This window comes from Bacillus sp. FSL M8-0071 (genome assembly GCF_037975455.1).
In the GTDB taxonomy this organism is placed as follows: Bacteria; Bacillota; Bacilli; order Bacillales; family Bacillaceae; genus Bacillus; species Bacillus subtilis.
In genome coordinates, this window is the sequence record NZ_CP150256.1 from 275524 (window position 1) to 299830 (window position 24307).

Sequence of the window (24307 nt, forward strand, 5' to 3'; positions counted from 1 at the left end):
TAGAAAACAGGAAAAGAGAGGGAAGGAGAAACAAAGTTGACTTATATCGTACAAACAAACGGGCTGACCAAAACGTATCAGGGCATAGAGGTCGTATCCAATGTCAGCATGCATATTAAAAAAGGTGAAATCTATGGCTTTCTCGGCCCGAACGGCGCGGGGAAAACAACCATCATGAAAATGCTGACGAGCCTTGTCAAACCGACAAGCGGTGAAATCATCATCCTTGGGAACAAGTTCACCCACACGTCATATGAGGTGCTGGGGAACATCGGCAGCATGATTGAATATCCGATTTTTTATGAAAACCTGACAGCTGAAGAAAATTTAGATCTGCATTGTGAATATATGGGATACCACAATAAAAAAGCCATACAAGAAGTGCTGGATATGGTGAATTTAAAACAAATCGACAAAAAACCCGTCAAAACCTTTTCCCTCGGGATGAAGCAGCGCCTTGGAATTGCGCGTGCCATCCTCACGAAGCCGGACCTGCTTATTCTGGATGAGCCGGTGAATGGTCTTGACCCTCTCGGCATTAAAAAGATCAGGCAATTGTTTCAAGTGCTGAGCAAAGAGTACGGGATGACGCTGCTGATCTCAAGCCACTTGCTGAGTGAAATCGAACAAATTGCGGACACGATCGGCGTCATTCGGGACGGCAGGCTGCTTGAAGAGGTATCAATGGAGGATGTCAGGGGCCAGAACACTGAATACATCGAGCTTGTTACATCGAATCAGACAAGGGCCTGCTTTGTGCTGGAGAAAGAGCTGCAATTAACCAACTTTAAAATATTAAATGAGAAAACGATTCGAATTTACGAGGCTGAAGCCTCTCAGGCTGCCATATCCAAAGCATTGATTTTAAATGATGTAGACATTGAATCAATGAACAAAAAGTATACGTCGCTGGAGGATTATTTTATCAAATTGATCAACGGCAATAGCATCAGTGCGTAAAGGAGGAGAGACACGTTGATGAATTTGATCAGAATCGAATTAAGAAAAATGAAAATGGGCTGGTATATCAGAGGTGCCCTTATTGCCAACGTGATCATTATGGGTTTTATGTGGCTGATCAGTTATTCCGAAAAAGCCGATGGCGGGGTTTCGTTCCAAAGTACGGATGAAGCATTCCTCATCATCGGTACCTTCGTCAGAGCGGTATTTATCGTATTTGGCGCTGTGCTGATCGTAAAATTGGTGATTTCGGAATATAAAAACAAAACCATTCTTGTGATGTTCACGTACCCGATCAGCCGTAAAAAGCTGCTCACCGCTAAGCTCATGATCGCGGGCGGACTGACGTTTATCACGATTTTACTTTCAAATATACTCATAGCCGCCGGTTTCTTTTGGCTGAACTCGATCTACCATTTCATACCGGGAGAGCTTACTTCCGAGATCATTTCTCAACAGGCGGTCAAAATGGCGGTTTTCGCTTTTGGCGCCGCTGGAACCAGTTTAGTTCCCATCTTTTTTGGGATGCGTAGACACTCGGTTCCAGCGACCATCATTTCATCTGTAGTAATTGTGATGCTCATCAGCTCAACAAGTCCGGGCTTCTCGATTTCATCTGTTGTGTATATCCCGTTATCGTTAGCGGCATTCGGATTGTTCTTTTCCTACATGGCGATCAGGAATGCGGACAAGCAGGATGCGTAAACAAAGGCGCCCAATATGTATAAAAGGCCGATGCTGTCAGCACCGGCCTTTCCATTATGAGTCTGTTCTTGTTTCAAGATAATGCTTCTTGCCAATCTCTTTGCTCATCATATAGAAATGGAAGCAATATTCACCGATTGCCATGACAATCGCGCCGAATAAAGCCGCCAATGCAACTTCACCGCCAGTCATCCCCATAGAAAGCGGCATGCCCATCAGCCAGATCACGAGAAAGGCCAAACCAAAATCAGCCAAAGTTGCAATCATATTATTCCATTTCGGCAATACATAAAGATCGCCCAGTAAATAAGAAATAACCCCTAACACAATCGTCATTAGCAGCGTATCACCAAACGTGAACCCAAAGCCCAGACCAAGCACCAGATACAACACAATAATCGTCATAATACCTTTAATAGCGAGCGCTTTCACATGTGTCATTACAATTCCTCCTTTTGTCATTTGATTTGTTATGTATAATTCCTCAAATGTAAAAAGTTAAACCTTATTTCTTTTCGGAGACGGGTGCAAATCTGCTGGGGAGGGGTCAATGATGTGAATCAGGAATTGAGGCTGCGGCGCTTCGACAGCGGAAATGTGAAGCTTGTACTGCACCGGACGCTGCTTTGATGCCCAACAGCCCATTATGTTTGCTGTTTTTAGATGAATAAATTTAAAAACTTCTCCTGTCCCTCCGTCATCACTTCTGAAGTAATGAAATATGATGAAAAGAGATCAAGGGGAGGTGACGTGATGGCGGTCGTGAGAGCAACGAGTGCGGATGTCGATTTGATGGCAAGGCTGCTCAGAGCGGAAGCGGAAGGCGAAGGCAAGCAGGGGATGCTGCTTGTCGGCAACGTTGGAATTAATCGGCTGCGGGCGAATTGCTCAGATTTTAAAGGCCTCCGCACCATCAGGCAGATGATTTATCAGCCACACGCGTTTGAGGCTGTGACTCATGGATATTTTTATCAAAGGGCGCGAGATAGCGAGCGTGCCCTTGCACGCCGGTCGATTAATGGTGAAAGGCGCTGGCCTGCAAAATTTAGTTTATGGTACTTCAGGCCGCAGGGGGACTGTCCAGCCCAGTGGTATAACCAGCCGTTTGTGGCCAGATTTAAGTCACACTGCTTTTATCAGCCGACGGCGGAGACGTGTGAAAATGTATATAACACATTTTAGAGACAGGACACCGTTCAAATTGAACGGTGTTTTTCTTTGAAAAGATGCAATGCAAAATATTCCTGTGAGATAATCAAAGAAAAAAGAGCTGACGGAGATGACAGAATGGCAACAATTGACCTGCAAAAGAAAAGTGTAAAGATCGTACTGGAGAAAAAGCAGTTAACGAAGGTGACGGCTCGTGTTGGACTGGTTCTTGATATTACGGGATCGATGAGACCGCTCTACAAAAACGGGACGGTTCAAAATGTGGTGGAGCGGATTTTGGCAGTGGCTGATCAGTTTGATGATAACGGTTTGCTGGATGTATGGGTGTATGATAATGAATTTTCCCGATTAAAGCCAGTTTCAGAAAAGGATTTTTCGGGCTATGTCGATCGTGAAATTTTAAATAATGACCGCTTGCATAAATTCGGCAGAAATGATGAGCCGCCAGTCATGAAGGACGTGCTGCGCAAATATGTTACGGAGGAACCGAGCTCGTATCCTGCTTTCATTGTTTTTATCAATGACGGGGGCTGTAAAAAGTCAATCAAACCGATAATTGAAGCTTCTTCTGATAAACCGGTGTTCTGGCAGTTTGTCGGCATCGGAAACGGAAACTTTGATTTTCTCAATAAACTGGATACGTTAGAAGTTCGTGTCATTGATAACACGAACTTCCTGCATATCGAAGAGATTGACCGCATTTCTGATGATGAGCTTTATGATGCTCTGCTTGCTGAATTTCCATTTTGGCTGAAAGAAGCGAAGGAAAAAGGGATTGTAAGAGAACAAGAGCCTCCTGCTGAAAAGCCGAAAAAGAAGGGCTTTTTCAGCAGATTGTTTTCGAAATAACTGATAAAGAGCACTGAGTCATTCTGCGAAATGGCTCGGTGTTTTTGTTTTTTTAAGATCATGTGAAGAAAAATAGGCCGAATGGGCGGCTTGCAAACGACAGGATATGCAGAAAACGCGTCATTCAGCCAGCTTTCGGCATGTTTCAGCAGCAGGCTTGTGAGGGAAGACCTGTTTTTAATGTTCAGCGCTTACAATCAGTTCACACTTCTTCACAGTCGTTTAACAATGATTTCCTATAATGGAGACGATCAATGAGGAGAGAGGGGATCTTGAATGGCATACGACAGTCGTTTTGATGAATGGGTACAGAAACTGAAAGAGGAAAGCTTTCAAAACAATACGTTTGACCGCCGCAAATTTATTCAAGGAGCGGGGAAGATTGCAGGACTTTCTCTTGGATTAACGATTGCCCAGTCGGTTGGGGCCTTTGAAGTAAATGCTGCGCCTAAATTCTCAAGCTATCCGTTTACATTAGGGGTAGCGTCAGGTGATCCGCTTTCTGACAGTGTCGTGCTTTGGACACGTCTGGCACCAGATCCGCTGAATGGCGGGGGAATGCCGAAGCAAGCAGTGCCTGTCAAATGGGAGGTCGCAAAGGATGAGCATTTCCGCAAAATCGTAAGAAAAGGCACTGAAATGGCTAAACCAAGTCTTGCCCATTCCGTTCATGTGGAAGCGGACGGGCTTGAGCCAAACAAAGTGTACTATTACCGTTTCAAAACCGGCCATGAACTAAGCCCTGTCGGAAAAACAAAAACACTGCCTGCCCCTGGCGCCAATGTGCCGCAAATGACCTTTGCATTTGCTTCCTGCCAGCAATATGAGCACGGATATTATACGGCCTACAAGCATATGGCAAAGGAAAAGCTTGATCTTGTCTTCCATCTCGGTGATTACATATATGAATACGGCCCAAATGAATATGTATCAAAAACAGGCAATGTCCGCACGCACAACAGCGCGGAAATCATTACGCTGCAAGACTATCGGAACCGTCACGCTCAATACCGTTCTGACGCCAATCTTAAAGCTGCACATGCGGCATTCCCTTGGGTTGTAACTTGGGATGACCATGAAGTTGAAAACAACTATGCCAATAAAATACCTGAAAAAGGACAGTCGGTTGAAGCATTCGTGCTCCGCCGCGCGGCAGCATACCAGGCATACTATGAACATATGCCGCTCCGCATTTCCTCTTTGCCGAATGGCCCAGATATGCAGCTGTACCGGCACTTTACGTACGGAAACCTGGCGTCCTTCAATGTGCTTGATACCCGCCAGTACAGGGACGACCAAGCCAATAACGACGGCAATAAGCCGCCTTCTGATGAATCGCGCAATCCGAATCGGACTCTGCTTGGAAAAGAACAGGAGCAGTGGCTCTTCAACAATTTGGGCAGCTCGACAGCCCACTGGAATGTGCTGGCGCAGCAGATTTTCTTTGCCAAGTGGAATTTCGGGACAAGCGCAAGCCCGATCTACAGCATGGATTCGTGGGACGGCTACCCGGCTCAGCGCGAACGGGTTATCAATTTCATTAAAAGCAAAAATCTGAATAATGTTGTCGTACTGACAGGTGATGTACACGCAAGCTGGGCATCGAATTTGCATGTCGATTTCGAGAAGACAAGTTCAAAAATATTCGGAGCCGAATTTGTTGGAACCTCGATCACTTCCGGAGGGAACGGAGCGGATAAGCGAGCGGATACGGACCAAATTTTAAAAGAAAATCCGCACATCAAGTTCTTTAACGACTATCGCGGATATGTCCGCTGTACAGTGACGCCTCACCAGTGGAAAGCCGATTATCGGGTGATGCCATTTGTGACCGAGCCGGGCGCAGCCATTTCCACGCGGGCTTCATTCGTTTACCAGAAAGACCAAACCGGGTTGAGAAAGGTATCATCCACAACAATCCAAGGCGGGGTGAAGCAATCCGATGAGGTCGAAGAGGATCGTTTCTTTTCGCACAACAAAGCCCACGAAAAACAAATGATTAAGAAGCGTGCAAAAATCACGAATTAAGGAGTGGAAATTATGTTTTCAAACATTGGAATACCGGGCTTGATTCTCATCTTCGTCATCGCCCTCATTATTTTTGGCCCTTCCAAGCTGCCGGAAATCGGGCGTGCCGCCGGACGGACACTGCTGGAATTTAAAAGCGCCACAAAATCACTTGTGTCTGGTGATGAAAAAGAAGAGAAATCAGCTGAGCTGACAGCGGTAAAGCAGGACAAAAACGCGGGCTGAATGCTGATGAGGCAGACACCGGGTCTGCCTCTTTTTTTATGAAAGGGAGGGCTTTTTTGAATGGATAAAAAAGAAACCCATCTGATCGGGCATTTAGAAGAGCTTCGCCGCCGGATTATCGTCACCCTTGCGGCATTTTTTCTATTTCTCATCACGGCTTTTTTGTTCGTACAGGACATTTATGACTGGCTGATCAGGGATTTGGATGGAAAGCTGGCTGTGCTTGGGCCGAGTGAAATCCTCTGGGTGTATATGATGCTTTCCGGCATTTGTGCCATTGCGGCTTCTATCCCTGTTGCCGCGTACCAGCTGTGGCGTTTCGTTGCACCGGCGCTGACGAAAACGGAGCGCAAGGTGACGCTCATGTACATACCAGGTTTATTTGCGTTGTTTTTGGCGGGCATCTCCTTCGGATACTTTGTCTTGTTTCCGATCGTGCTCAGCTTTTTGACTCATTTATCCTCCGGCCACTTTGAAACGATGTTTACGGCTGACCGCTACTTTCGGTTTATGGTGAATTTGAGCCTGCCGTTCGGCTTCTTGTTTGAGATGCCCTTGGTGGTGATGTTTTTAACAAGGCTGGGCATCTTAAATCCTTACAGACTGGCCAAAGCGAGAAAGCTGTCCTATTTTCTGCTGATTGTCGTATCTATATTGATTACACCGCCTGATTTTATTTCTGATTTTCTCGTGATGATCCCGCTTCTTGTCCTGTTTGAAGTGAGTGTCACCCTATCGGCGTTTGTCTACAAAAAGAGGCTGAGGGAAGAAACAGCGGCGGCCGCTTAGTGCAGCGTACCGCCCGGTGACTTCACATCCTCATCATATTGTGCGGCCGTAACAGCGGCGATTCTCAATGCCCGGACAATCGTGTCCAGGCTGAGGCTCGGCGCTGTTTTGTCGATTGTTTGCTGCGGAATGTAAGGAATATGAATAAAACCGCCGCGAATGTGCGGGGATGTCCGGCTAATGTGATCCATTAACCCGTAGAACAAATAGTTGCATACAAAGGTCCCCGCTGTGTAGGAAACCGCAGCTGGAATGCCGTGTTCCTTCATCTTAGCAGTCATTCGTTTCACGGGAAGCCTTGTCCAGTAAGCGGCGGGCCCATCTGGAGAAATCTCTTCATCAATCGGCTGATGTCCTTCGTTATCGGGGATTCGCGCATCTGCAAGGTTGATCGCCACCCGTTCCGGTGTAATCTGCATCCGTCCTCCTGCTTGGCCGACACAAATCACGATATCTGGCTGATGTGTTTGAATGGCTTGGCGCAGAGTGCCCAGAGCGGATCTAAAGACGGTTGGAATTTGTTCCGCTGTAATAATGGCTTCTTCCGTCTCGAAGCCATTAAGCCGTTTCGCCGCTTCCCATGATGGATTGACGGTTTCTTTGTCAAAAGGGTCAAAGCCAGTGATCAGCACTTTTTTTCTCATCTTCTCATCTCCTTTTTCTTTTATTCTATTGTTTATTTATGGGTTTTTCATCAAAATAATGTAAAGGAGTGAATCATAATGGAGCATTTACCGCAGCAGTATCGTCATTTATTCCCAACCTTGCAGACGCATACGATGCTTGCCAGCTGTTCTCAGAGCGCATTGGCAGAGCCTGTATCAAGGGCGATCCAGGATTATCATGATAGCCTGCTGTATAAAGGGACGAACTGGAAAGAAGCGATTGAAAAAACAGAGTTTGCGAGAAACGAGTTTGCAAAGCTGATCGGGGCTGAACCGGATGAAGTGGCGATTGTGCCGTCAGTTTCTGATGCACTGGTTTCTGTAGCATCGTCCTTAACTGCATTTGGAAAGAAGCACGTTGTATATACAGATATGGATTTTCCGGCGGTGCCTCATGTTTGGCAGGCACACTCCGATTATACCGTATCCGTCATTCCATCAATAGACGGCGTGCTGCCGCTTGAACAATATGAAACGCATATTTCGGATGAAACAGTACTGACGTGTGTTCCTCACGTTCATTATCGTGACGGCTATGTTCAGGATATAAAAGCGATTGCCGAGATTTCTCAGAGAAAGGGCTCTTTATTGTTTGTAGATGCTTATCAATCAGCCGGGCATATTCCCATTGATGTGAAGGAATGGGGCGTAGATATGCTGGCAGCAGGCACCCGGAAGTATTTGCTCGGCATACCGGGTGTGGCGTTTCTTTATGTGAGAAAGGAGCTGGCTGACGCACTGAAACCGAAAGCATCAGCTTGGTTCGGCAGAGAGAACGGATTTGATGGGGCTTATGCGAAAGGCGCGCGTCGTTTTCAAACGGGCACCCCAGCTTTTATCAGCGTATACGCAGCTGCAGCAGCTTTATCGCTGCTGAATCATATTGGGGTTTCTCATATCAGGGATCATGTGAAAACGATCTGTGCCGATGCAGTTCAATATGCCGCTGAAAAAGGCCTGCAGCTGGCGGCACAAGGTGGGGGTCAGCCGGGCATGGTTGCGATCCGGGATGAGCGGGCATCGGAAACGGTGGCGTTGCTGAAGAAGAAAAAAGTGATTTGCGCGCCGCGGGAAAATGTGATCCGTCTCGCTCCCCATTTTTATAATACGAAGGAGGAAATGCGGCGCGCGATTGATGAAATCGCGGCGAAAACGATCCACAAGTAAACATAAAAAAAGCCCCTGAACATTAGTCAGGGGCTTTTCATATTAATGATCTACCTTCACGCGCTTCATAAAGAAAGCGCCAATTAAACCGATAATGGCAACAATCATTGCAAACACAAATGCGTGCTGTACACCCGCTGTCAAAGCTTGCGGGATGACTGCCGGATCGGCAGGGTTTTTAACTGTACTCATATAATCATGCTGGCCTGCAGCCATAATGCTGACCGCAACCGCTGTTCCGATAGCGCCAGCCATTTGCTGCAGCGTGTTCATAATGGCGGTGCCGTCTGGATAAAATTCACGCGGCAGTTGGTTTAAACCGTTTGTCTGTGCAGGCATCATGATCATAGAAATCCCGATCATCAAGCAGGTGTGCAGGATGATAATCAGCACAGCTGTTGAAGTGGTCGTGACATTTGAGAAGAACCATAGTACAACTGTGACAATCACAAATCCCGGAATGACAAGCCATTTCGGCCCGTATTTATCGAACAAGCGGCCTGTAACAGGGGACATAAATCCATTTAAAATACCGCCCGGCAAGAGAACAAGACCAGATGCAAATGCAGTCAGGACTAAGCCGCCTTGCAGATACATCGGCAGAAGCAGCATAGATGACAGAATGACCATCATACAAATGAACACCATGATCACACCCAAAATAAACATCGGGTATTTGAACGCACGGAGGTTCATCATCGGCTGCTTCATTGTCAGCTGGCGGATTGAAAATAGGATAAGGCCGACAACGCCGACAATCAGCGACACGATAACAGTCGGGCTGGACCATCCCCCGGAGCCTTCACCCGCGTTGCTGAATCCGAACACAATGCCGCCGAAGCCAATCGTCGACAGGATGATAGACAATACATCGATTTTCGGCTTTGTCGTTTCAGATACATTCTGCATATATGCGATACCGAAAACAAGCGCCAGCACAAGGAATGGAAGAGAGATCCAGAAAATCCAGTGCCAGTTGAGATGCTCCAGAACCAATCCTGAGAAAGTCGGGCCGATGGCGGGCGCGAACATAATGACAAGCCCGATCGTTCCCATTGCGGCGCCCCGTTTATGAGGCGGGAAAATCACCAAGATTGTGTTAAACATCAGCGGCAGTAAAAGACCGGTTCCAAGTGCCTGAACGATCCTTGCCGCCAATAAAAACGGGAAGCTTGGCGCGAGTGCCGCGATCAAGGTTCCTATAATTGAAAAGATTAGTGACACGGTAAAAAGCTGTCTTGTTGTGAACCACTGCAACAGCAGTCCTGAAACAGGAACAAGGATACCGAGTACAAGCAGGTAGCCCGTCGTTAACCATTGGACGGTTGCCGCTGTAATGTTCAACTCCTTCATAAGGTCGGTTAACGCAATATTCAGTGCTGTTTCACTGAACATGCCGATAAAACCGGCCAACAGCAAGGAAATCATAATCGGCATCACTTTGTATTGCTGAGATGCTTTAGCTGTTGTTTCCAAAATCATTTCCCCTCTCTATCAACTGCATGTAGTATGTCGTTTTTTTATCTCTTCAGCAGGTCAGGAATGCAGCTGGAGATATGAAGGAGCGGCGTACTGTTTTTTGCCGTCAAAGATAAAAGGATGCCGCCTTCAATCATCGCGTTAACCACAGTGCTGGCTTCTTTTGCACGGCTCTCGCTGCAGCCAGTCTGCCGCAGTTTTTCCTCATACACAGAGGCCCATTCTTTGTAGGCTTCATGACAGGCTTCGCGCAACGGTTCGCTTTTCAATGACGTCTCAGCCGCTAGCAAGCCCACAGGCAAGCCTTCAATGTCTTCCGTACATGAAAACTGGCAGGAGAGCTCCTTCAAAAAGGCTTGAATGCCTTCCGCTGGATCGGTGCAGGCTTCCATGCAGTCCGCGATTTTCTGACGGATATACTCCTTCATCTCATTCACGGCTTCGATCGCAAGCTGTTCTTTACCCCCGGGAAAGTGGTAGTAAAGAGAGCCTTTAGGCGCGCCGCTTTCCTTTATAATCTGGTTCAGCCCCGTGCCGTAATACCCTTGCAGCTGAAAAAGCCGGGTAGCTGCCGAAAGGATTTTCTCACGGGAATCTCCATAACTCATAACATTCCCACCTTACTGAATTGCAATCAAAAATATAGTGACTGGTCTATTATCTTGATTCAATCATCAATTGTCAAGAAAAATTCATTGTATGAACAGACAAAAAAAGAAGGATATGACAACAAAAAATACTGAGAGAAAAGCTGACTGATCTTTTGACTGAATAGATAAAATGTTCAATGATTAATCATCATATGGATGTAAGGAGAGAAATAGATGAAAAAACAACGAATGCTCATACTTTTTACCGCACTATTGTTTGTTTTTACCGGATGTTCACATTCTCCTGAAACAAAAGAATCCCCGAAAGAAAAAACGCAGACACAAAAAGTCTCTTCGGCTTCTGCCTCTGAAAAAAAGGATCTGCCGAATATTAGAATTTTAGCGACAGGAGGCACGATAGCTGGTGCCGATCAATCGAAAACCTCAACAACTGAATATAAAGCAGGTGTTGTCGGCGTTGAATCACTGATCGAGGCAGTTCCAGAAATGAAGGACATTGCAAACGTCGGCGGCGAGCAGATTGTTAACGTCGGCAGCACAAATATTGATAATAAAATATTGCTGAAGCTGGCGAAACGCATCAACCACTTGCTCGCTTCAGATGATGTAGACGGAATCGTCGTGACTCATGGAACAGATACATTGGAGGAAACCGCTTATTTTTTGAATCTCACCGTGAAAAGTGATAAACCGGTTGTTATTGTCGGTTCGATGAGACCTTCCACAGCCATCAGCGCTGATGGGCCTTCTAACCTGTACAATGCAGTGAAAGTGGCAGGTGCCCCTGAGGCAAAAGGGAAAGGGACGCTTGTTGTTCTTAACGACCGGATTGCCTCAGCCCGATATGTCACCAAAACAAACACAACCACAACAGATACATTTAAATCAGATGAAATGGGCTTTGTCGGAACAATTGCCGATGATATCTATTTTAATAATGAGATTACCCGAAAGCATACGAAGGACACGGATTTCTCGGTTTCTAATCTTGATGAGCTGCCGCAGGTTGACATTATCTATGGATACCAAAATGACGGAAGCTACCTGTTTGACGCTGCTGTAAAAGCCGGAGCAAAGGGGATTGTATTTGCCGGTTCTGGGAACGGGTCTTTATCTGACGCAGCCGAAAAAGGGGCGGACAGCGCAGTCAAAAAAGGCGTCACAGTGGTGCGCTCTACCCGCACGGGAAATGGTGTCGTCACACCAAACCAAGACTATGCGGAAAAGGACTTGCTGGCATCGAACTCTTTAAACCCCCAAAAAGCACGGATGTTGCTGATGCTTGCGCTTACCAAAACAAATGATCCTCAAAAAATCCAAGCTTATTTCAATGAGTATTGAAGAAAAGAAGGCGAATAAGCCTTCTTTTTTTTGGCTTTTTAGGACCAATAATGACCTCTGAATCTTAAAATTTCTTTAAAAATAAGCCAAAATTACCCTTTACTTAATTAATTTGGTAACGTAATATAATTGAAGAATTTGTTACAAAAAAAGGAGGATATTATGAAATTTGTAAAAAGAAGGATCATTGCACTTGTAACAATTTTGATGCTGTCTGTTACATCGCTGTTTGCGTTGCAGCCGTCAGTAAAAGCCGCTGAACACAATCCAGTCGTTATGGTTCACGGCATTGGAGGGGCATCATTCAATTTTGCGGGAATTAAGAGCTATCTCGTATCTCAGGGCTGGTCGCGGGACAAGCTGTATGCAGTTGATTTTTGGGACAAGACAGGCACAAATTATAACAATGGACCGGTATTATCACGATTTGTGCAAAAGGTTTTAGATGAAACGGGTGCGAAAAAAGTGGATATTGTCGCTCACAGTATGGGGGGCGCGAACACACTTTACTACATAAAAAATCTGGACGGCGGAAATAAAGTTGCAAACGTCGTGACGCTTGGCGGCGCGAACCGTTTGACGACAGGCAAGGCGCTTCCGGGAACAGATCCAAATCAAAAGATTTTATACACATCCATTTACAGCAGTGCCGATATGATTGTCATGAATTACTTATCAAGATTAGATGGTGCTAGAAACGTTCAAATCCATGGCGTTGGACACATCGGCCTTCTGTACAGCAGCCAAGTCAACAGCCTGATTAAAGAAGGGCTGAACGGCGGGGGCCAGAATACGAATTAATGAAAAACAAAACCTTGAAGAATGCTATTCTTCAAGGTTATTCTGCTTTCAGCACAATGGTTTTCGCAGCCATATCATGAACGGTTTGTTTTTTCTTCGTAAATGCGGCAGTCAAATAGATCAGGCGGGAGAACACATGCACCCACGCTATCAGGTAACGGACAATGGCTTGCGGGAAGGATATTTTTTTATATGTTTCGTCCCTCACGATTTGCAGCCCGATGATTTTTTTGCCCAGTGTGCCCTTCCAATTTGTCAGCGGCATCAGCAAAGGGTACACAATCAGCATCAATATGGCGACAATAATGACACCGGCGGACCCATCGCCAAACGTAAATCCGGCTGCCAAAATCACTGCTGCGGCAATGATTACATCAAGTAAAAGAGCGCAGGCGCGCAGCATGAAACCAGCTAGTTCCAATAGAAACACTCCTTAAAATGTTAAATAAACACCTAATGATTGTAAAAAAGAAGGGCCTAAAGTGGGAATAGGTGATAAGCCTTAAATCACAAAAGTTGATGAAAATGTCATAGGTAAATTGGCATAATCAGCCAGCTTATCACATTACCAAATTCTTTTTTAGCCCGAAACCAAGCCCTCAGAAGTTATTTTTGTTAAAATAGAAAAGTTACAACAGAATTCGGAGGGTTTATTGTGGGAAAAGTGAAACGAAATGCCCCTTGCCCATGCGGCAGCGGCAAGAAATATAAAAAATGCTGCGGAAGTAAAGTTGTCGACTTCCCGGCGGAACTAGCGGCAAAAGAAGCGAAACAAATTCAGGAAGACTTAGTGGAGTATGCCTTCACAGTACATAGAGAAAGCATTTCAGGCTTTATCAACCAGCATGATTTTCTTTCTGCTATGGACAGACAGACGAAAGACATCAGCGTATTTAACTTAGGAATCTGGGGAATCTTCTTCCACCCGCTTGCTGGTGAGAAGACAATCTTCGAAGAGTACCTTCAGAAAAAAGGCGATTCGATCACTCGTCCGAAAACGCGTGAGATCGTAGAATCATGGCAGAGCATGACGCCTGCTTTATTGCTGCTGAAGGACCTGAAGGAAGGCATCATTCACTTTGAAGATGTCATTACGGCAAAACAATTCGAAGTGGAAATGGACGCCAGCAATCAAGACCTTCCTCCAGTGGGAAGCCTGATTCTTGGATACCCAATCCACGAAGCGGAAAAAGCAGAATTCTTCATGCAGTTCACGATCTTCCCGGTGAAGAGAACAGAAGCGCTGATCAGCAAGGTGAAGAAATATGCGGATGCCGCTGTGAAGGACGGCAAAACGCCGGAGGACTTCATGAAGCAGGAATTCAACAACGTTCTGTTCGCGTTGTTAGCTGAGAAAGATGAAGAGCCACAAGCAGAGAAAGCGGAAGTAAGCACTGTTGAGTGGGCAAATGACTTGGAGAAAGAAACCGCTGCGGCTATTGAAGAAGGCATGAGCGGGGAAGAGTATCCGACTGAATTGATCCCAGCTGTTATTGACATCTGGAAAACATTCTGCGAGAAAAAATCACCTGTCATCAGAAAGCCGGAAGCTTTTGCGGCGGCAGTTGAATATTATGTAAACGCAATTTCTCTTAACGGCGCGTCCGTTTCTCAAGCTAAACTGGCGAAAAAATACGGCGTTAGTGCATCAACGATTTCCAGCCGTTACAAAGAAATTGAAAGCACGCTGCAAGATGAAGCAGATCGTTTTGCCCAAGCGTTATCCTCATAATGAAAAAAACCTTGAAAAGCCGGGCTTTTCAAGGTTTTTTTATTTCTGAAACGGAATTTTGATTTCTAACCGGAAGACGGGGTGGCGGTAGGTAAAATCCAGCCTGCCAAAAGCGCTCTTCACCAGTTTTTGAATGATATATGTGCCCATGCCTTCATGAGCGCCGTTTTTCGTTGAGCGGCCAAACGATTGATAAATTGTATCGAGCACTTTTGGGTCCATCCCGGGAGTGCTGTTTTCACAAGTCAGTACATAAAGTCCGCTGCGCAGTGAAGTTTCCAGTTTAATCTCTGCTTTTTCTCGGGCCTCCGCTGCGCTGTCGAGCGCATTTTCTAATATGTTGCCGACCAAGCTGACCTGATCAGCAGGCGAAAACGGAAGGGAAGAAAGCGGTGTATGCATATGCAGCGAAACACTCACATTCGAGGCGCGGGCTTTTTCTAAAAAATCATAAAGCACCCCTGCAACGTACGCGTTCTCTCCTTTCAAAAAACGGTCATATTGGCTGTATTGATCCGCCCAGTTTTGAATATATGCTTGTGTATCTGCCTTGGGCTGAGCTGATTTGATTGCAGTGATATGTTTCATTGTGTCATGATTCCGGCTTCTGACATCAATCAGCATTTGATTGGCGTGCTGTTCAGCTTGAGTCAGCTTATCAATTTGATCAGAAAGCCTTGCCTGCAAAGCAGACTGTCCGATACGGAGCCCTTCACACCCTGCAAATATCGCGATTACACATAATACCGGCATGATGTCTGTGCCAATCAACACTACTCCCGCCGACATCACTTGAATCACAGCAATCCACGCACAAAGCCCTGAGGAACAGTGTTTCCACACCCGCTTCGTATTCCAAATGTACAATCCTGCAGCAGCTGCGCCTAAAGCAGCGGCGAGCCAAGAGGCGGCTGTGCTGTGTGAAAAAGCAGCAGCTCCCTGATAACATATGAAACTAAATAAAATCAGATAAAGACATTGAAAAAGGGTAATCACGTACTAAACTCCTCAAAAATAGTAGTTTTGAAAATAATCAAGCTGCTGCTTAGTGATCATCGCTTTTTTAGACGTTCCCTCAAAGGAAACTGTGAATGAATGCTTGGTATAAGCGGAAAAATGCTTTATGTAATGAATGTTGATAATAAAGGAACGATGCGAACGAAGAAAATCTTTTTCGGGCAGGTCGCCTTTAATATCATTTAATGTTTGATACGTTTGCACCTCTTCGGCGGTTGTCACAATCGTCGTCGAACGTCCCGTCCGTTCTGCGAAAATAATATCCTTCTTTTGCAGGACGTGCATTTCAGACTTTTGCTTTATCAATATACGCCCATTCAAACTCGTTTCCGTTTTCTTTTTCAAGTAGCGGTCGAAGGAAGCGGCCAGACGGTCGGCATAGTACGGCTTCATAATATAATCATGGACGTTCAGGTCAAAGGCGTGAACCGCATAACCGCCGTGACCGGTAACAAAAATCACATCCACATCAAGTGAATGGGATTTGATCAAATCAGCAAGCTCGTAGCCAGACATATGGGGCATCTCGATATCGGCAAGCAGCAGATCAATGTCTCCGTTCTTTACCCGCCTGTAGGCTTCCTTCGCTGAATCGGTGGAAAAGACAATTTCGACGTCCTGCATTCTGGACACGATCGCTTCTAACTTCTCTAAATCTACTCGATAATCATCTACAAGTCCGACTTTTACCATTATCATTCCCCTAGTTACATAGAATCATCTTTATTCTATCCCATTTCGCGACATAAAAAGAACTCTTCGCGACAACTTTATCCAACTAATCCAGCTTTTCGTATATAGTCATTACTAGAAATAAAGATAAGGGAGATTGTGACATGATTACACTGACCGATTGCAGCCGCAGGTTTCAGGATAAGAAAAAAGTAGTCAAAGCGGTGCGAGATGTAAGCTTAACAATTGAAAAAGGAGAAGTCGTCGGCATTCTCGGAGAAAACGGTGCCGGCAAAACGACGATGCTGAGAATGATTGCTTCCTTGCTTGAACCATCACAGGGTGTAATCACAGTAGACGGCTTTGACACGGTCAAGCAGCCGGCTGAGGTCAAACAAAGAATCGGTGTCTTATTCGGAGGAGAAACCGGGCTTTACGACAGGATGACCGCTAAAGAAAATCTCCAATACTTCGGCAGGCTGTATGGGCTGAACCGCCACGAGATCAAAGCAAGAATAGAAGATTTATCGAAACGGTTCGGCATGCGCGATTATATGAACCGGAGAGTGGGCGGGTTTTCTAAAGGCATGAGGCAGAAAGTCGCCATTGCCAGAGCGCTGATTCACGATCCGGACATCATTTTATTTGATGAGCCGACAACTGGGCTTGATATTACGTCAAGCAACATCTTCCGCGAATTTATACAGCAGCTGAAAAGAGAACAAAAAACGATTCTTTTCTCCAGCCACATTATGGAGGAAGTGCAGGCGCTCTGTGACAGTGTCATCATGATTCACAGCGGAGAGGTGATTTACCGAGGGGCGCTTGAATCACTATACGAGAGCGAGCGCAGTGAGGATTTGAATTACATCTTTATGTCTAAGCTTGTCAGGGGGATTTCTTAAATGCTGAGCCATATTTATAAAAAAGAAATGATCGACGCTTTGCGCGACAGAAAAACGATTTTACTTACAATCTTAGTGCCGATGATTATGATGCTTGGACTTGTCTTTTTTTATGAAAGCATGCTGTCCGACAAAGGGGAGCAGTACACGCTGGCTGTCGGCCATTCGCTTCCGCCCGCACTGGAAAGCAAGCTTAATGAGATTGACGAAATCAGCTTAAAAACATTTGCAAAGCCTGAAGAGGCAGTTGATGAAGGAAAAGCAGATGCCTATCTGAACGTCCCGAAAGAGTTCGACTCATATGTCAACAGCATGACACCTTTTAAGGTTGATGTTTACGGCAATTCAATCGATCAAGGGTCTTCAAATGCCATGCAGCTTGTGCAGTCTGCCTTAGATCAGTACAAAAATGAAATTGTGCAGCAACGTTTAACAAATAAGCGCATTGATCAATCGGTCATCCAGCCATTTACGATTCAGCAAAAGGAAGCGGATGAGGAGAAAGGGACTTCCGCTATTATGCTTTCCGCCATTCTGCCCATGCTGATTCTGACTTCCATTGTTTCCGGCGCAATGCCGATCGCTCTTGATATCATGGCCGGTGAAAAGGATCGGAAGTCAATCGAGGCGCTGCTATTAACGCCAGTCAGCAGAAACAAAATGCTGGTCGGCAAGTGGCTTGCGGTTTCCACTTTTGGCGTGGCTTCAGGTGTATTGGCTTTGGTGTTTTTGATTTTGTCCACCGTGTTATTTACCGAAAATTTAAAAACGGCCTTCCAGCTGGGAGATCATATGTGGAGTGTAATCGGCGCTTCAGCGCTAATCATTGTGCTCTCTGCATTGCTGATATCTGCGATGGAGCTTTTCATCAGCATCATGTCCAGCTCGGTAAAAGAAGCACAAAGTTATATGTCTCTCGTCGTCTTTTTGCCTGTATTCCCGATGTTTTTCATCTTCAGCAAGGCACCGAACCAATTTGACTTATCATACTTTCTCATCCCGTTTCTGAACCTGCATGCGTTATTTAAACAGCTCTTATTCGGGATGGTTGATCCGGCTGCCATTTTGTCTACGTCAGGAACCATCGCCGTGCTGATCGCCATCTTCTTTTTACTAGCCAGAGCCTGCTTCCTGAAAGACAAATGGGTTCTCCCAAAATAAACTTGCGAAAGGAGAAATACACTTTCTCCTTTTTGTATATCCTGAAAAAAGAAGGAAAATAGAAAAAGGATATCTAATACAAAAAGTGACCCTGCACTATTTTTCATCAAAATTGGTTTCAAAGGAGAAGGAACAATGGATCAAACACGTACACTCGGCAAAACGAAGCTGAAGGTGAAGCGGATCGGATTCGGCGCGAATGCGGTCGGCGGGCATAATCTATTTCCAAATCTAAATGATGAAACAGGGAAGGATTTAGTGCGCACGGCATTGGATGGCGGCGTCAATTTTATCGATACCGCCTTTATATATGGATTGGGGAGATCTGAAGAATTAATCGGCGAAGTCGTACAGGAACGCGGCGTGCGGAATGAGCTCATCATCTCCACCAAAGGAGCTCATAAAGAAGTGGACGGCAGCATTGAATTAGACAATAGCCGGGAGTTTCTTCGCAGCGAGGTCGAGAAGAGCCTGAAGCGGCTGAAAACAGATTATATTGATTTGTATTATGTTCACTTTCCGGATGGAAAAACACCTCTCGCTGAAGTGGCGGGCACTTTGAAAGAGCTGAAGGATGAGGGGAAAATCAAAGCAATCGGCGCTTCGAACCTCGATTATCAGCAATTGCAGGATTTTAATGCTGATGGCTATTTGGAGGTCTTCCAGGCCGAATATTCTCTCATACAGCGTGATGCCGAGAAAGAGCTTCTTCCATACTGTGAAAAACAAGGCATCTCCTTTATTCCTTACTTTCCGCTTGCGTCCGGACTGCTGACAGGAAAATTCACGCGAGACACAGTCTTTGATGATTTCAGAAAGGATAAACCTCAATTTCAGGGTGAAACGTTTATCCACAATCTCAAAAAAGTAGATAAGCTGAAAGCAGTAGCGGAGGAAAAACAAGCGGATACGGCACATGTCGCCTTGGCGTGGCTGTTAACGAGACCGGCGATTGATGCCATTATTCCAGGAGCTAAACGACCTGAGCAATTACAGGATAACCTGAAAACCTTGAACATTGAACTTACCGAAGACGAAGTGAATTTCATCAGCGACATTTTTAAATAAAAAGGAAATAGCCGTCAAGGCTATTTCCTTTTGGTGTTTTATTCTTTGATGAATGCTTCGACTAATTCTGCTGCTCTGTAATCATCCATATCAAGCTGCCATTGGTCGATGTCATTTTTCTTCATTTTCACTTCAACTGTTTTTTCAGATGAAGCAGGTCCAAGCTTTTTAAATTCCTCAGGGTAGACTTGAAGCGCGTATTTCACTGCCTCTTCATAGCTGGCACTAGAGTTTTTACTGTAGTAGTCTTTCACTTTGTCTTCGATACGGTCTGAAAGAGAAGACGCATCTACAGGTTTAACTGTGGCTTCAACAATTGCTTCGTCTTTAGAGATTGAAGTCGTTTTTGCCTGAATGGAAGAGTTTTTGCTTAATCCCTCTTTAATGCCGTTCACGATATTATCAAGCGCTTTGCTGTCCGCATATGTGCTGGAAAGGCCAGAAGCTGAGAGATAACCGTCTTTAGCTGATTCATTAAAATCATTTACAATTTCATTTTTGTTAGCGCCGGTGATTTTTTCAAAATCGGCGTTATCTTTGCCGAAAAGAAGGACATCAACATAAGCTGATAACGCTTTTGCAGAATCTTGGAGCTTATCTGCCGTCGCCAGAATTTTTTTGTCTTTTCCGTCAATTTTAAAAGTAACTGATTTTGGCTTTTTATCACCGTAAGATTCCGGCGTATAGTTGAGCTCGTATTGCTTGCCTTTATCTACAACGAAGAAAAGATTTCCTTCAACGGATTTGTCAGCGTTAATCGTGCTGCCTTGAAGCTTTTCGCTATAGTCTTCAGGGTCTGTGTCAGACATTTTGGTATCACCTTGATACAATGTGAAATCCATACTGTCTACATTCAGCGGGTCTTTTCCTGTGTTTTTCACCGCGACATTGACTTTTAACACAAGCTGGTCATCTGAAGTGGACTTATCATATTTAGACGGAAGCGTATAAGAGACATCCTTGATTTTGACTTGAGCTATATCTGAGCTTTTTTCTGTTTCTGATTCTTTCTTCTCCGCGCTTGTTTTGCTGCCGGAACAAGCAGCTGTAAACATCATCAGCAGAAGAATTAGGAAAACAGCGTACGTTTTTTTCTGAAACATTCATTTTTCCTCCTCAAATGGTTTAGGAAAGGGGAGTCTTTTGTCTTTGAGAAATGGATCTTTTTGAATGGATTAGCATCATATAACCAAAAAAATCAGTTCTTTTCTCACGGTTTTCACCGGATTTTCTGGAAACTCCGCCCTCCTTTGTCATGAATGGACCTATAAAAAGTTACAACGGAATTAATTTTAAGATTATTAGCTTTTATATTGAATAGGTTCATCATCCTATTTTTGGTGAAAAATGTTCTGGTAAAACTGGTAAACTCAGAAAACTGTGTATTTTAGACTATTACTTTTTGATTAGTCGAGGTAACTTAAGAAGGATGAAAGGGGCTGCCTTTGTGAAGAAAGAGGAACTGAAACAAAAAGCACTGGAAATCGGCCGGGTGCCGACACACTTAAAACTGGAAATTGAAGATTATGGCGGTGATGATAAAAGAGCTCATTTTTGTTGGGCAGATCCTCAGGATGAGAATACCGGCATTATCGTGGAGCTTGGACCGGACGGAGAGCTGGAATCCCTTTCCCGTGATATTGAGCCTGAAAGCGGAGAAAGGCTGTCTGAGGAGAAACTAGAGGATATCATGCGCCAATTTGTCGAGACTCATCATCCGGGGGCACTCTCTGCCTTTGTTCGTGAAGAAAATGACCGTGCATACGGCGATAAAGTGAGATTTTCATATGTTCAAATGGAGGCTGGGCTTCCTCTCCCCATGAGCGGATTTATGGCTGATGTTTCCTTATCAGGTGAGATCGTTTACTTCCGCTATTACGGCGAAGCGGGCAGCATCATCAAGCCAAAGAGGGTCGCGGATGTTGAAGAGGCACTTGCCTTTATCAAGAAGGACGTGGAGTTCGACCTTTTGTTTGAGGTTCTCCATCGTTCTGTTTACAAAAACGGAGATGATCAGCCGCATTTGGTGTATGAGCCTGAATGTAGGGCGATTACCGTACCTGCGGATTTGGTTCAAGAAGAACAAGGAGGAGTTGATGATGACGATGATTACAGGGAGCCGGAGAGCTTTCCTCTCCCTTTATTCGAGGGCATCCGCGAAAAGGCCGATCCTGACAGCATGATTGGTATTGAAAATGGGTTTGTCAAAGAGCGGGAAGCGGATTTGGGAGATGGGAGAATCGGAATCGTTTGGCGGAATCCGGATGACCCTGTGTATCAGCCGGCGGATAAAAGCATGGACAGCTGGTTTAAGGGACGGACTCATCAAGTGCTGAAAACCATCTATAACAAAGAAACCGGAAAACTCGAAGGCGTCATGTCATTTATGGAGAAAAAAGGGCCGCTGACAGTAACCTTGGCAGAGTGTGAAAAAATCGCGCTTCGCTTTCTATTTGCTTTATTTCCGAATGCCGATCAATATTTTAGGATCAGATACGATGAAAATGATGAAGAAGAAAACGCAGTCGCTGGTTTTACATTTGAGGCGCATTGTCACGGGGTTCCGATCCGATTTGGGCAGATCAGAATTTGTGTCAGCCGCCAGACAGGGTATATCACCGTTTATATGGGACCAGATATTGACCCAAATGAGCTGGCAACCATTGATCCTGTGCCGGCCATTTCAGTTGAACAAGCCAAGGCTATCTTTTGGCAGCATTTTAAAGTTGAGCTTGGCTGGGAAAGAGAGTACGGAGATGATGAAGAACACAGCTACCGGCTCGTCTATAAGCCGGTGTATCCGCGTTTTATCGATGCACATACAGGAGAGTCTGTCTTCAGCTCATGGTAAAACAGCCAAAAGTCACGCAATTGCCTCAGGTATAGAAGAGAGTACGTGATGAAAGTAACAGAAAGAATCTCGAAAAACAATGACAATAATAGAAAAGGACCTTTCTTCACTTTAAAAGAAGAAAGGTCTTTTTATATAATAAACAGGATTCTCTTTGTCGTAGACTCTTTGAAAGGGATGACTTCATTGGTTAATAAACAGCTGAAAAAGAAGGCGCAGGAGATCGGAAATGTACCGACGCATTATGAGCTTGAGATAGAAGATTACGACCAAAAGCAAAAGAAGTACGGGCAGGCATATTTTATCTGGAAGGACCCTAAAGATCCGGAAAAGCACATTACAGTTGAACTTAGAAATGACGGCGCCTTGCTCACCTTTTCAACAACTGTCCACTCCGAGACAGACAAAAAACTTCCAGATGCCGAGCTGAAGCTGACGGCTCTTCAGTTTGCCGCTGCCAATCATCCCGGCACATTTATGAATTTTCATTTTCAAGGCAAGGAAGAAAGGGGGCAGCACATCCGGTTTGTCTATACCAAAATGGAGCTGGGGCTTCCGATTCCCAATTCAGGCTTTTTAATTGATATGACACGAAGCGGTCAGATTGTCCACTTTCTATATTACGGGGAAGGGCATAAAGCCGAAGTTCCGACGGAATTTGTAGCAAAAGAGAAGGTTGTATCCCATTACTTAAACACAATGTCTTTTGAGCTGATGTACGATGTCATTGATGGCGAACAGGAACCAAGGCTTGTATATGAACCGATTCTACCGGGATACAGCTATCCCGCAGATGTAGACGAAATTGTGCCCGACCAGCATATCGCAGATGAAAGAATAGAAAACACGGCGCCACTGCCGCCGCTTCAGAACAAGGAAGAAGTTGATATATTTGCCTTGCTGGGTTTTACCTCTGATATGCAGAAAGTCAGTGAAAGAGACTTTGGAGAACAAATTGGAAGCACGTGGCGCAGGGGCGCTGCGCCGGAGCGTAAGGATTTAAGCATAGGAAGCTATTTTGAAACGAGAAATAAAAATACAATCAAAATGAAGACGGATAAAAGAACCGGAAAATTAAAAGCAGCGCTTTCTTTTATGGACTGGCGGAACAACCTCCAATGCTCCACGGAAGAATGCCAAGAGATAGCGCTTCAATTTTTGTATGCCCTCTATCCGAGAGCGGCTGAGTTTTTCAGGGTGAATCCCGTCCGAATTGATGAAAGAGGGAGAGTCCGCAACCATTTTTCTGTCTGGTATAAAGGAGTGCCGCTGCGGTTCGGCGCTGCCCGCATCATTGTCAATCCGGAAACTGGGTTGATTGACGCTTTTATGGCGCCTGATATTGAACCTGAACAATTGGAAGCGATAAATCACAGGCCGGATGTTTCCGCTGAAGAAGCGAAAGAAGCATTTTTAGCCGCTTTTGATGTGAAACTGGAATGGCAGCCTGATTTTACAGCAGGCAGTGACCAGCACTGCAAACTTGTCTATAAGCCGGTTTACCCTTCCTATATTGATGCGCACATAAGGAAAAAGAAAAGGCTGTGAGGGGTGTCTAGTTAGGAATCATCTCCAAGTGGGGGTAGTCCTTGAATCGTTTCCAATCCCCGCCCCATTCGAAACCGAGTGTCTTAGCGATCTCGACAACCTCCAGCCAATCTGATTTTCCGTTTTGATTGCCGTCATATTCCATATCCCATATGATGCTGCCATCCTTTTTTTGAAGGGCGAAATCAATCGCTAAACCATAGTTATGATACGATTCCCCTCCTCTTGCATAGGTGACAATATTCCCTTTTTTTGTACGTCCCTGTTTATATAATTCATCTTGTTCCTTAAAGGACCTGAATCCTTCAGTAATGACGACGTCAATGCCCTTATTCGCTGCAGCGGCTTTGAGTGCATCGGCATTCTGCTTCACAATCGGATGAAGATCCGAGGGGACAGGCATGTCCTGCAAGGCGTTTTGAGAATGCCATTCATGCCGAATATAACTAAAACAAAGATCTAGAAGAAATAGAATACATAAGATAACAAATGTTTTTGCGGGTAACTTCATATCGGTCTCACTTTCTCAAGATGTGCTGAATGTTAACGCTTTTAAGTGATTG

General features: G+C 45.1%; 28 protein-coding genes. 17 read left to right on the forward strand and 11 right to left on the reverse strand.

What is annotated here, in order from left to right; all coding sequences use genetic code 11:
* The first annotated feature begins 36 nt into the window (after positions 1-36).
* Entirely contained in the window at positions 37-960 is a 924-nt protein-coding gene (locus tag MKX71_RS01495; RefSeq protein WP_038827618.1) for an ABC transporter ATP-binding protein, read from the forward strand.
* Positions 961-978: 18 nt separating this feature from the next.
* The gene (locus MKX71_RS01500) at positions 979-1665 is read left to right on the forward strand and encodes an ABC transporter permease (RefSeq protein WP_080121049.1); all 687 of its coding nucleotides are present in this window, start codon (positions 979-981) and stop codon (positions 1663-1665) included.
* Here MKX71_RS01500 and MKX71_RS01505 read toward each other — a convergent pair.
* Entirely contained in the window at positions 1626-1760 is a 135-nt protein-coding gene (locus tag MKX71_RS01505; protein WP_119122840.1) for a hypothetical protein, read from the reverse strand. The genes MKX71_RS01500 and MKX71_RS01505 overlap by 40 nt on opposite strands.
* The gene (locus tag MKX71_RS01510; protein WP_003246313.1) at positions 1720-2106 is read right to left on the reverse strand and encodes a YndM family protein; all 387 of its coding nucleotides are present in this window, start codon (positions 2104-2106) and stop codon (positions 1720-1722) included. The genes MKX71_RS01505 and MKX71_RS01510 overlap by 41 nt, the downstream gene beginning before the upstream one ends.
* Positions 2107-2418: 312 nt before the next feature.
* Here MKX71_RS01510 and cwlJ point away from each other — a divergent pair, with 312 nt between their 5' ends.
* From cwlJ to tatC, 6 genes are all read left to right on the forward strand, one after another.
* Entirely contained in the window at positions 2419-2847 is a 429-nt protein-coding gene (gene cwlJ, locus MKX71_RS01515; RefSeq protein ID WP_003246500.1) for a cell wall hydrolase CwlJ, read from the forward strand.
* A gap of 105 nt (positions 2848-2952) precedes the next feature.
* On the forward strand, positions 2953-3684 hold the full coding sequence (locus MKX71_RS01520) for a VWA domain-containing protein (RefSeq protein WP_029726969.1): 732 nt from the start codon (positions 2953-2955) through the stop codon (positions 3682-3684).
* Between the two features lie 81 nt (positions 3685-3765).
* Entirely contained in the window at positions 3766-3942 is a 177-nt protein-coding gene (locus MKX71_RS01525; RefSeq protein WP_003246278.1) for a hypothetical protein, read from the forward strand.
* An 18-nt stretch (positions 3943-3960) separates the two neighbouring features.
* Positions 3961-5712: an alkaline phosphatase PhoD gene (gene phoD / locus MKX71_RS01530; protein WP_032722881.1), complete on the forward strand. Its 1752-nt coding sequence runs from the start codon at positions 3961-3963 to the stop codon at positions 5710-5712.
* Positions 5713-5724: 12 nt separating this feature from the next.
* Positions 5725-5937: a sec-independent protein translocase protein TatAD gene (gene tatAD, locus MKX71_RS01535; protein ID WP_003223835.1), complete on the forward strand. Its 213-nt coding sequence runs from the start codon at positions 5725-5727 to the stop codon at positions 5935-5937.
* Between the two features lie 60 nt (positions 5938-5997).
* Positions 5998-6726, forward strand: a complete 729-nt coding sequence (gene tatC / locus MKX71_RS01540) for a twin-arginine translocase subunit TatC (protein WP_014475692.1) — start codon at positions 5998-6000, stop codon at positions 6724-6726.
* Here tatC and pcp read toward each other — a convergent pair.
* The gene (gene pcp, locus MKX71_RS01545; RefSeq protein WP_015252900.1) at positions 6723-7370 is read right to left on the reverse strand and encodes a pyroglutamyl-peptidase I; all 648 of its coding nucleotides are present in this window, start codon (positions 7368-7370) and stop codon (positions 6723-6725) included. The two genes, tatC and pcp, sit on opposite strands and share 4 nt — an antisense overlap.
* A 78-nt stretch (positions 7371-7448) precedes the next feature.
* On the opposite strand from pcp, the gene MKX71_RS01550 reads away from it, so the two are divergent.
* A complete protein-coding gene (locus MKX71_RS01550; RefSeq protein WP_339231662.1) occupies positions 7449-8558 on the forward strand; it encodes an aminotransferase class V-fold PLP-dependent enzyme in 1110 nt (369 codons plus the stop codon).
* A 42-nt stretch (positions 8559-8600) separates the two neighbouring features.
* Here the strand turns inward: MKX71_RS01550 and lmr(B) are convergent, their stop codons facing one another.
* Both lmr(B) and lmrA read right to left on the reverse strand, forming a co-directional pair.
* Positions 8601-10040: a lincomycin efflux MFS transporter Lmr(B) gene (lmr(B), locus tag MKX71_RS01555; RefSeq protein ID WP_032728901.1), complete on the reverse strand. Its 1440-nt coding sequence runs from the start codon at positions 10038-10040 to the stop codon at positions 8601-8603.
* Positions 10041-10078: 38 nt separating this feature from the next.
* On the reverse strand, positions 10079-10645 hold the full coding sequence (gene lmrA, locus MKX71_RS01560) for a transcriptional regulator LmrA (protein ID WP_003246449.1): 567 nt from the start codon (positions 10643-10645) through the stop codon (positions 10079-10081).
* A gap of 216 nt (positions 10646-10861) precedes the next feature.
* Between lmrA and ansZ the strand changes: the two genes are divergently transcribed.
* Both ansZ and lipA read left to right on the forward strand, forming a co-directional pair.
* On the forward strand, positions 10862-11989 hold the full coding sequence (gene ansZ, locus MKX71_RS01565) for an asparaginase AnsZ (protein ID WP_129092913.1): 1128 nt from the start codon (positions 10862-10864) through the stop codon (positions 11987-11989).
* Positions 11990-12151: 162 nt separating this feature from the next.
* Positions 12152-12790, forward strand: a complete 639-nt coding sequence (gene lipA, locus MKX71_RS01570) for a lipase LipA (protein ID WP_038428323.1) — start codon at positions 12152-12154, stop codon at positions 12788-12790.
* 37 nt (positions 12791-12827) lie between these two features.
* Here the strand turns inward: lipA and MKX71_RS01575 are convergent, their stop codons facing one another.
* Positions 12828-13211 carry an RDD family protein gene (locus tag MKX71_RS01575; RefSeq protein ID WP_009966469.1) on the reverse strand — a complete coding sequence of 128 codons (384 nt, stop codon included), beginning with the start codon at positions 13209-13211 and terminating at the stop codon, positions 12828-12830.
* A 234-nt stretch (positions 13212-13445) separates the two neighbouring features.
* On the opposite strand from MKX71_RS01575, the gene MKX71_RS01580 reads away from it, so the two are divergent.
* Positions 13446-14522, forward strand: a complete 1077-nt coding sequence (locus MKX71_RS01580; protein ID WP_003246276.1) for a helix-turn-helix domain-containing protein — start codon at positions 13446-13448, stop codon at positions 14520-14522.
* A 39-nt stretch (positions 14523-14561) separates the two neighbouring features.
* On the opposite strand, the gene natK is transcribed toward MKX71_RS01580, so the two are convergent.
* Both natK and natR read right to left on the reverse strand, forming a co-directional pair.
* On the reverse strand, positions 14562-15518 hold the full coding sequence (natK, locus tag MKX71_RS01585) for a two-component system sensor histidine kinase NatK (RefSeq protein ID WP_069322339.1): 957 nt from the start codon (positions 15516-15518) through the stop codon (positions 14562-14564).
* Positions 15519-15530: 12 nt separating this feature from the next.
* On the reverse strand, positions 15531-16232 hold the full coding sequence (gene natR / locus MKX71_RS01590; protein WP_003234759.1) for a two-component system response regulator NatR: 702 nt from the start codon (positions 16230-16232) through the stop codon (positions 15531-15533).
* Between the two features lie 143 nt (positions 16233-16375).
* Between natR and natA the strand changes: the two genes are divergently transcribed.
* From natA to MKX71_RS01605, 3 genes are all read left to right on the forward strand, one after another.
* Positions 16376-17116 (forward strand): sodium ABC transporter ATP-binding protein NatA, encoded by a 741-nt coding sequence (gene natA / locus MKX71_RS01595; protein ID WP_003234757.1) that lies wholly within the window; start codon positions 16376-16378, stop codon positions 17114-17116.
* On the forward strand, positions 17117-18277 hold the full coding sequence (gene natB / locus MKX71_RS01600; protein ID WP_069963962.1) for a sodium ABC transporter permease NatB: 1161 nt from the start codon (positions 17117-17119) through the stop codon (positions 18275-18277).
* A 135-nt stretch (positions 18278-18412) separates the two neighbouring features.
* The gene (locus MKX71_RS01605; protein WP_015715197.1) at positions 18413-19345 is read left to right on the forward strand and encodes an aldo/keto reductase; all 933 of its coding nucleotides are present in this window, start codon (positions 18413-18415) and stop codon (positions 19343-19345) included.
* A gap of 38 nt (positions 19346-19383) precedes the next feature.
* On the opposite strand, the gene MKX71_RS01610 is transcribed toward MKX71_RS01605, so the two are convergent.
* On the reverse strand, positions 19384-20448 hold the full coding sequence (locus tag MKX71_RS01610) for a DUF4352 domain-containing protein (RefSeq protein WP_003234750.1): 1065 nt from the start codon (positions 20446-20448) through the stop codon (positions 19384-19386).
* A gap of 22 nt (positions 20449-20470) precedes the next feature.
* Positions 20471-20602 carry a hypothetical protein gene (locus MKX71_RS01615; RefSeq protein WP_003246334.1) on the reverse strand — a complete coding sequence of 44 codons (132 nt, stop codon included), beginning with the start codon at positions 20600-20602 and terminating at the stop codon, positions 20471-20473.
* 172 nt (positions 20603-20774) lie between these two features.
* On the opposite strand from MKX71_RS01615, the gene MKX71_RS01620 reads away from it, so the two are divergent.
* The gene (locus MKX71_RS01620; protein WP_339231663.1) at positions 20775-22196 is read left to right on the forward strand and encodes a YcdB/YcdC domain-containing protein; all 1422 of its coding nucleotides are present in this window, start codon (positions 20775-20777) and stop codon (positions 22194-22196) included.
* A 186-nt stretch (positions 22197-22382) separates the two neighbouring features.
* On the forward strand, positions 22383-23744 hold the full coding sequence (locus tag MKX71_RS01625; protein WP_010886397.1) for a YcdB/YcdC domain-containing protein: 1362 nt from the start codon (positions 22383-22385) through the stop codon (positions 23742-23744).
* A 7-nt stretch (positions 23745-23751) separates the two neighbouring features.
* Here the strand turns inward: MKX71_RS01625 and cwlK are convergent, their stop codons facing one another.
* Complete coding sequence (gene cwlK, locus MKX71_RS01630; protein ID WP_069322342.1) at positions 23752-24255, reverse strand: peptidoglycan L-alanyl-D-glutamate endopeptidase CwlK; 504 nt, start codon at positions 24253-24255, stop codon at positions 23752-23754.
* Positions 24256-24307: the final 52 nt, after the last annotated feature.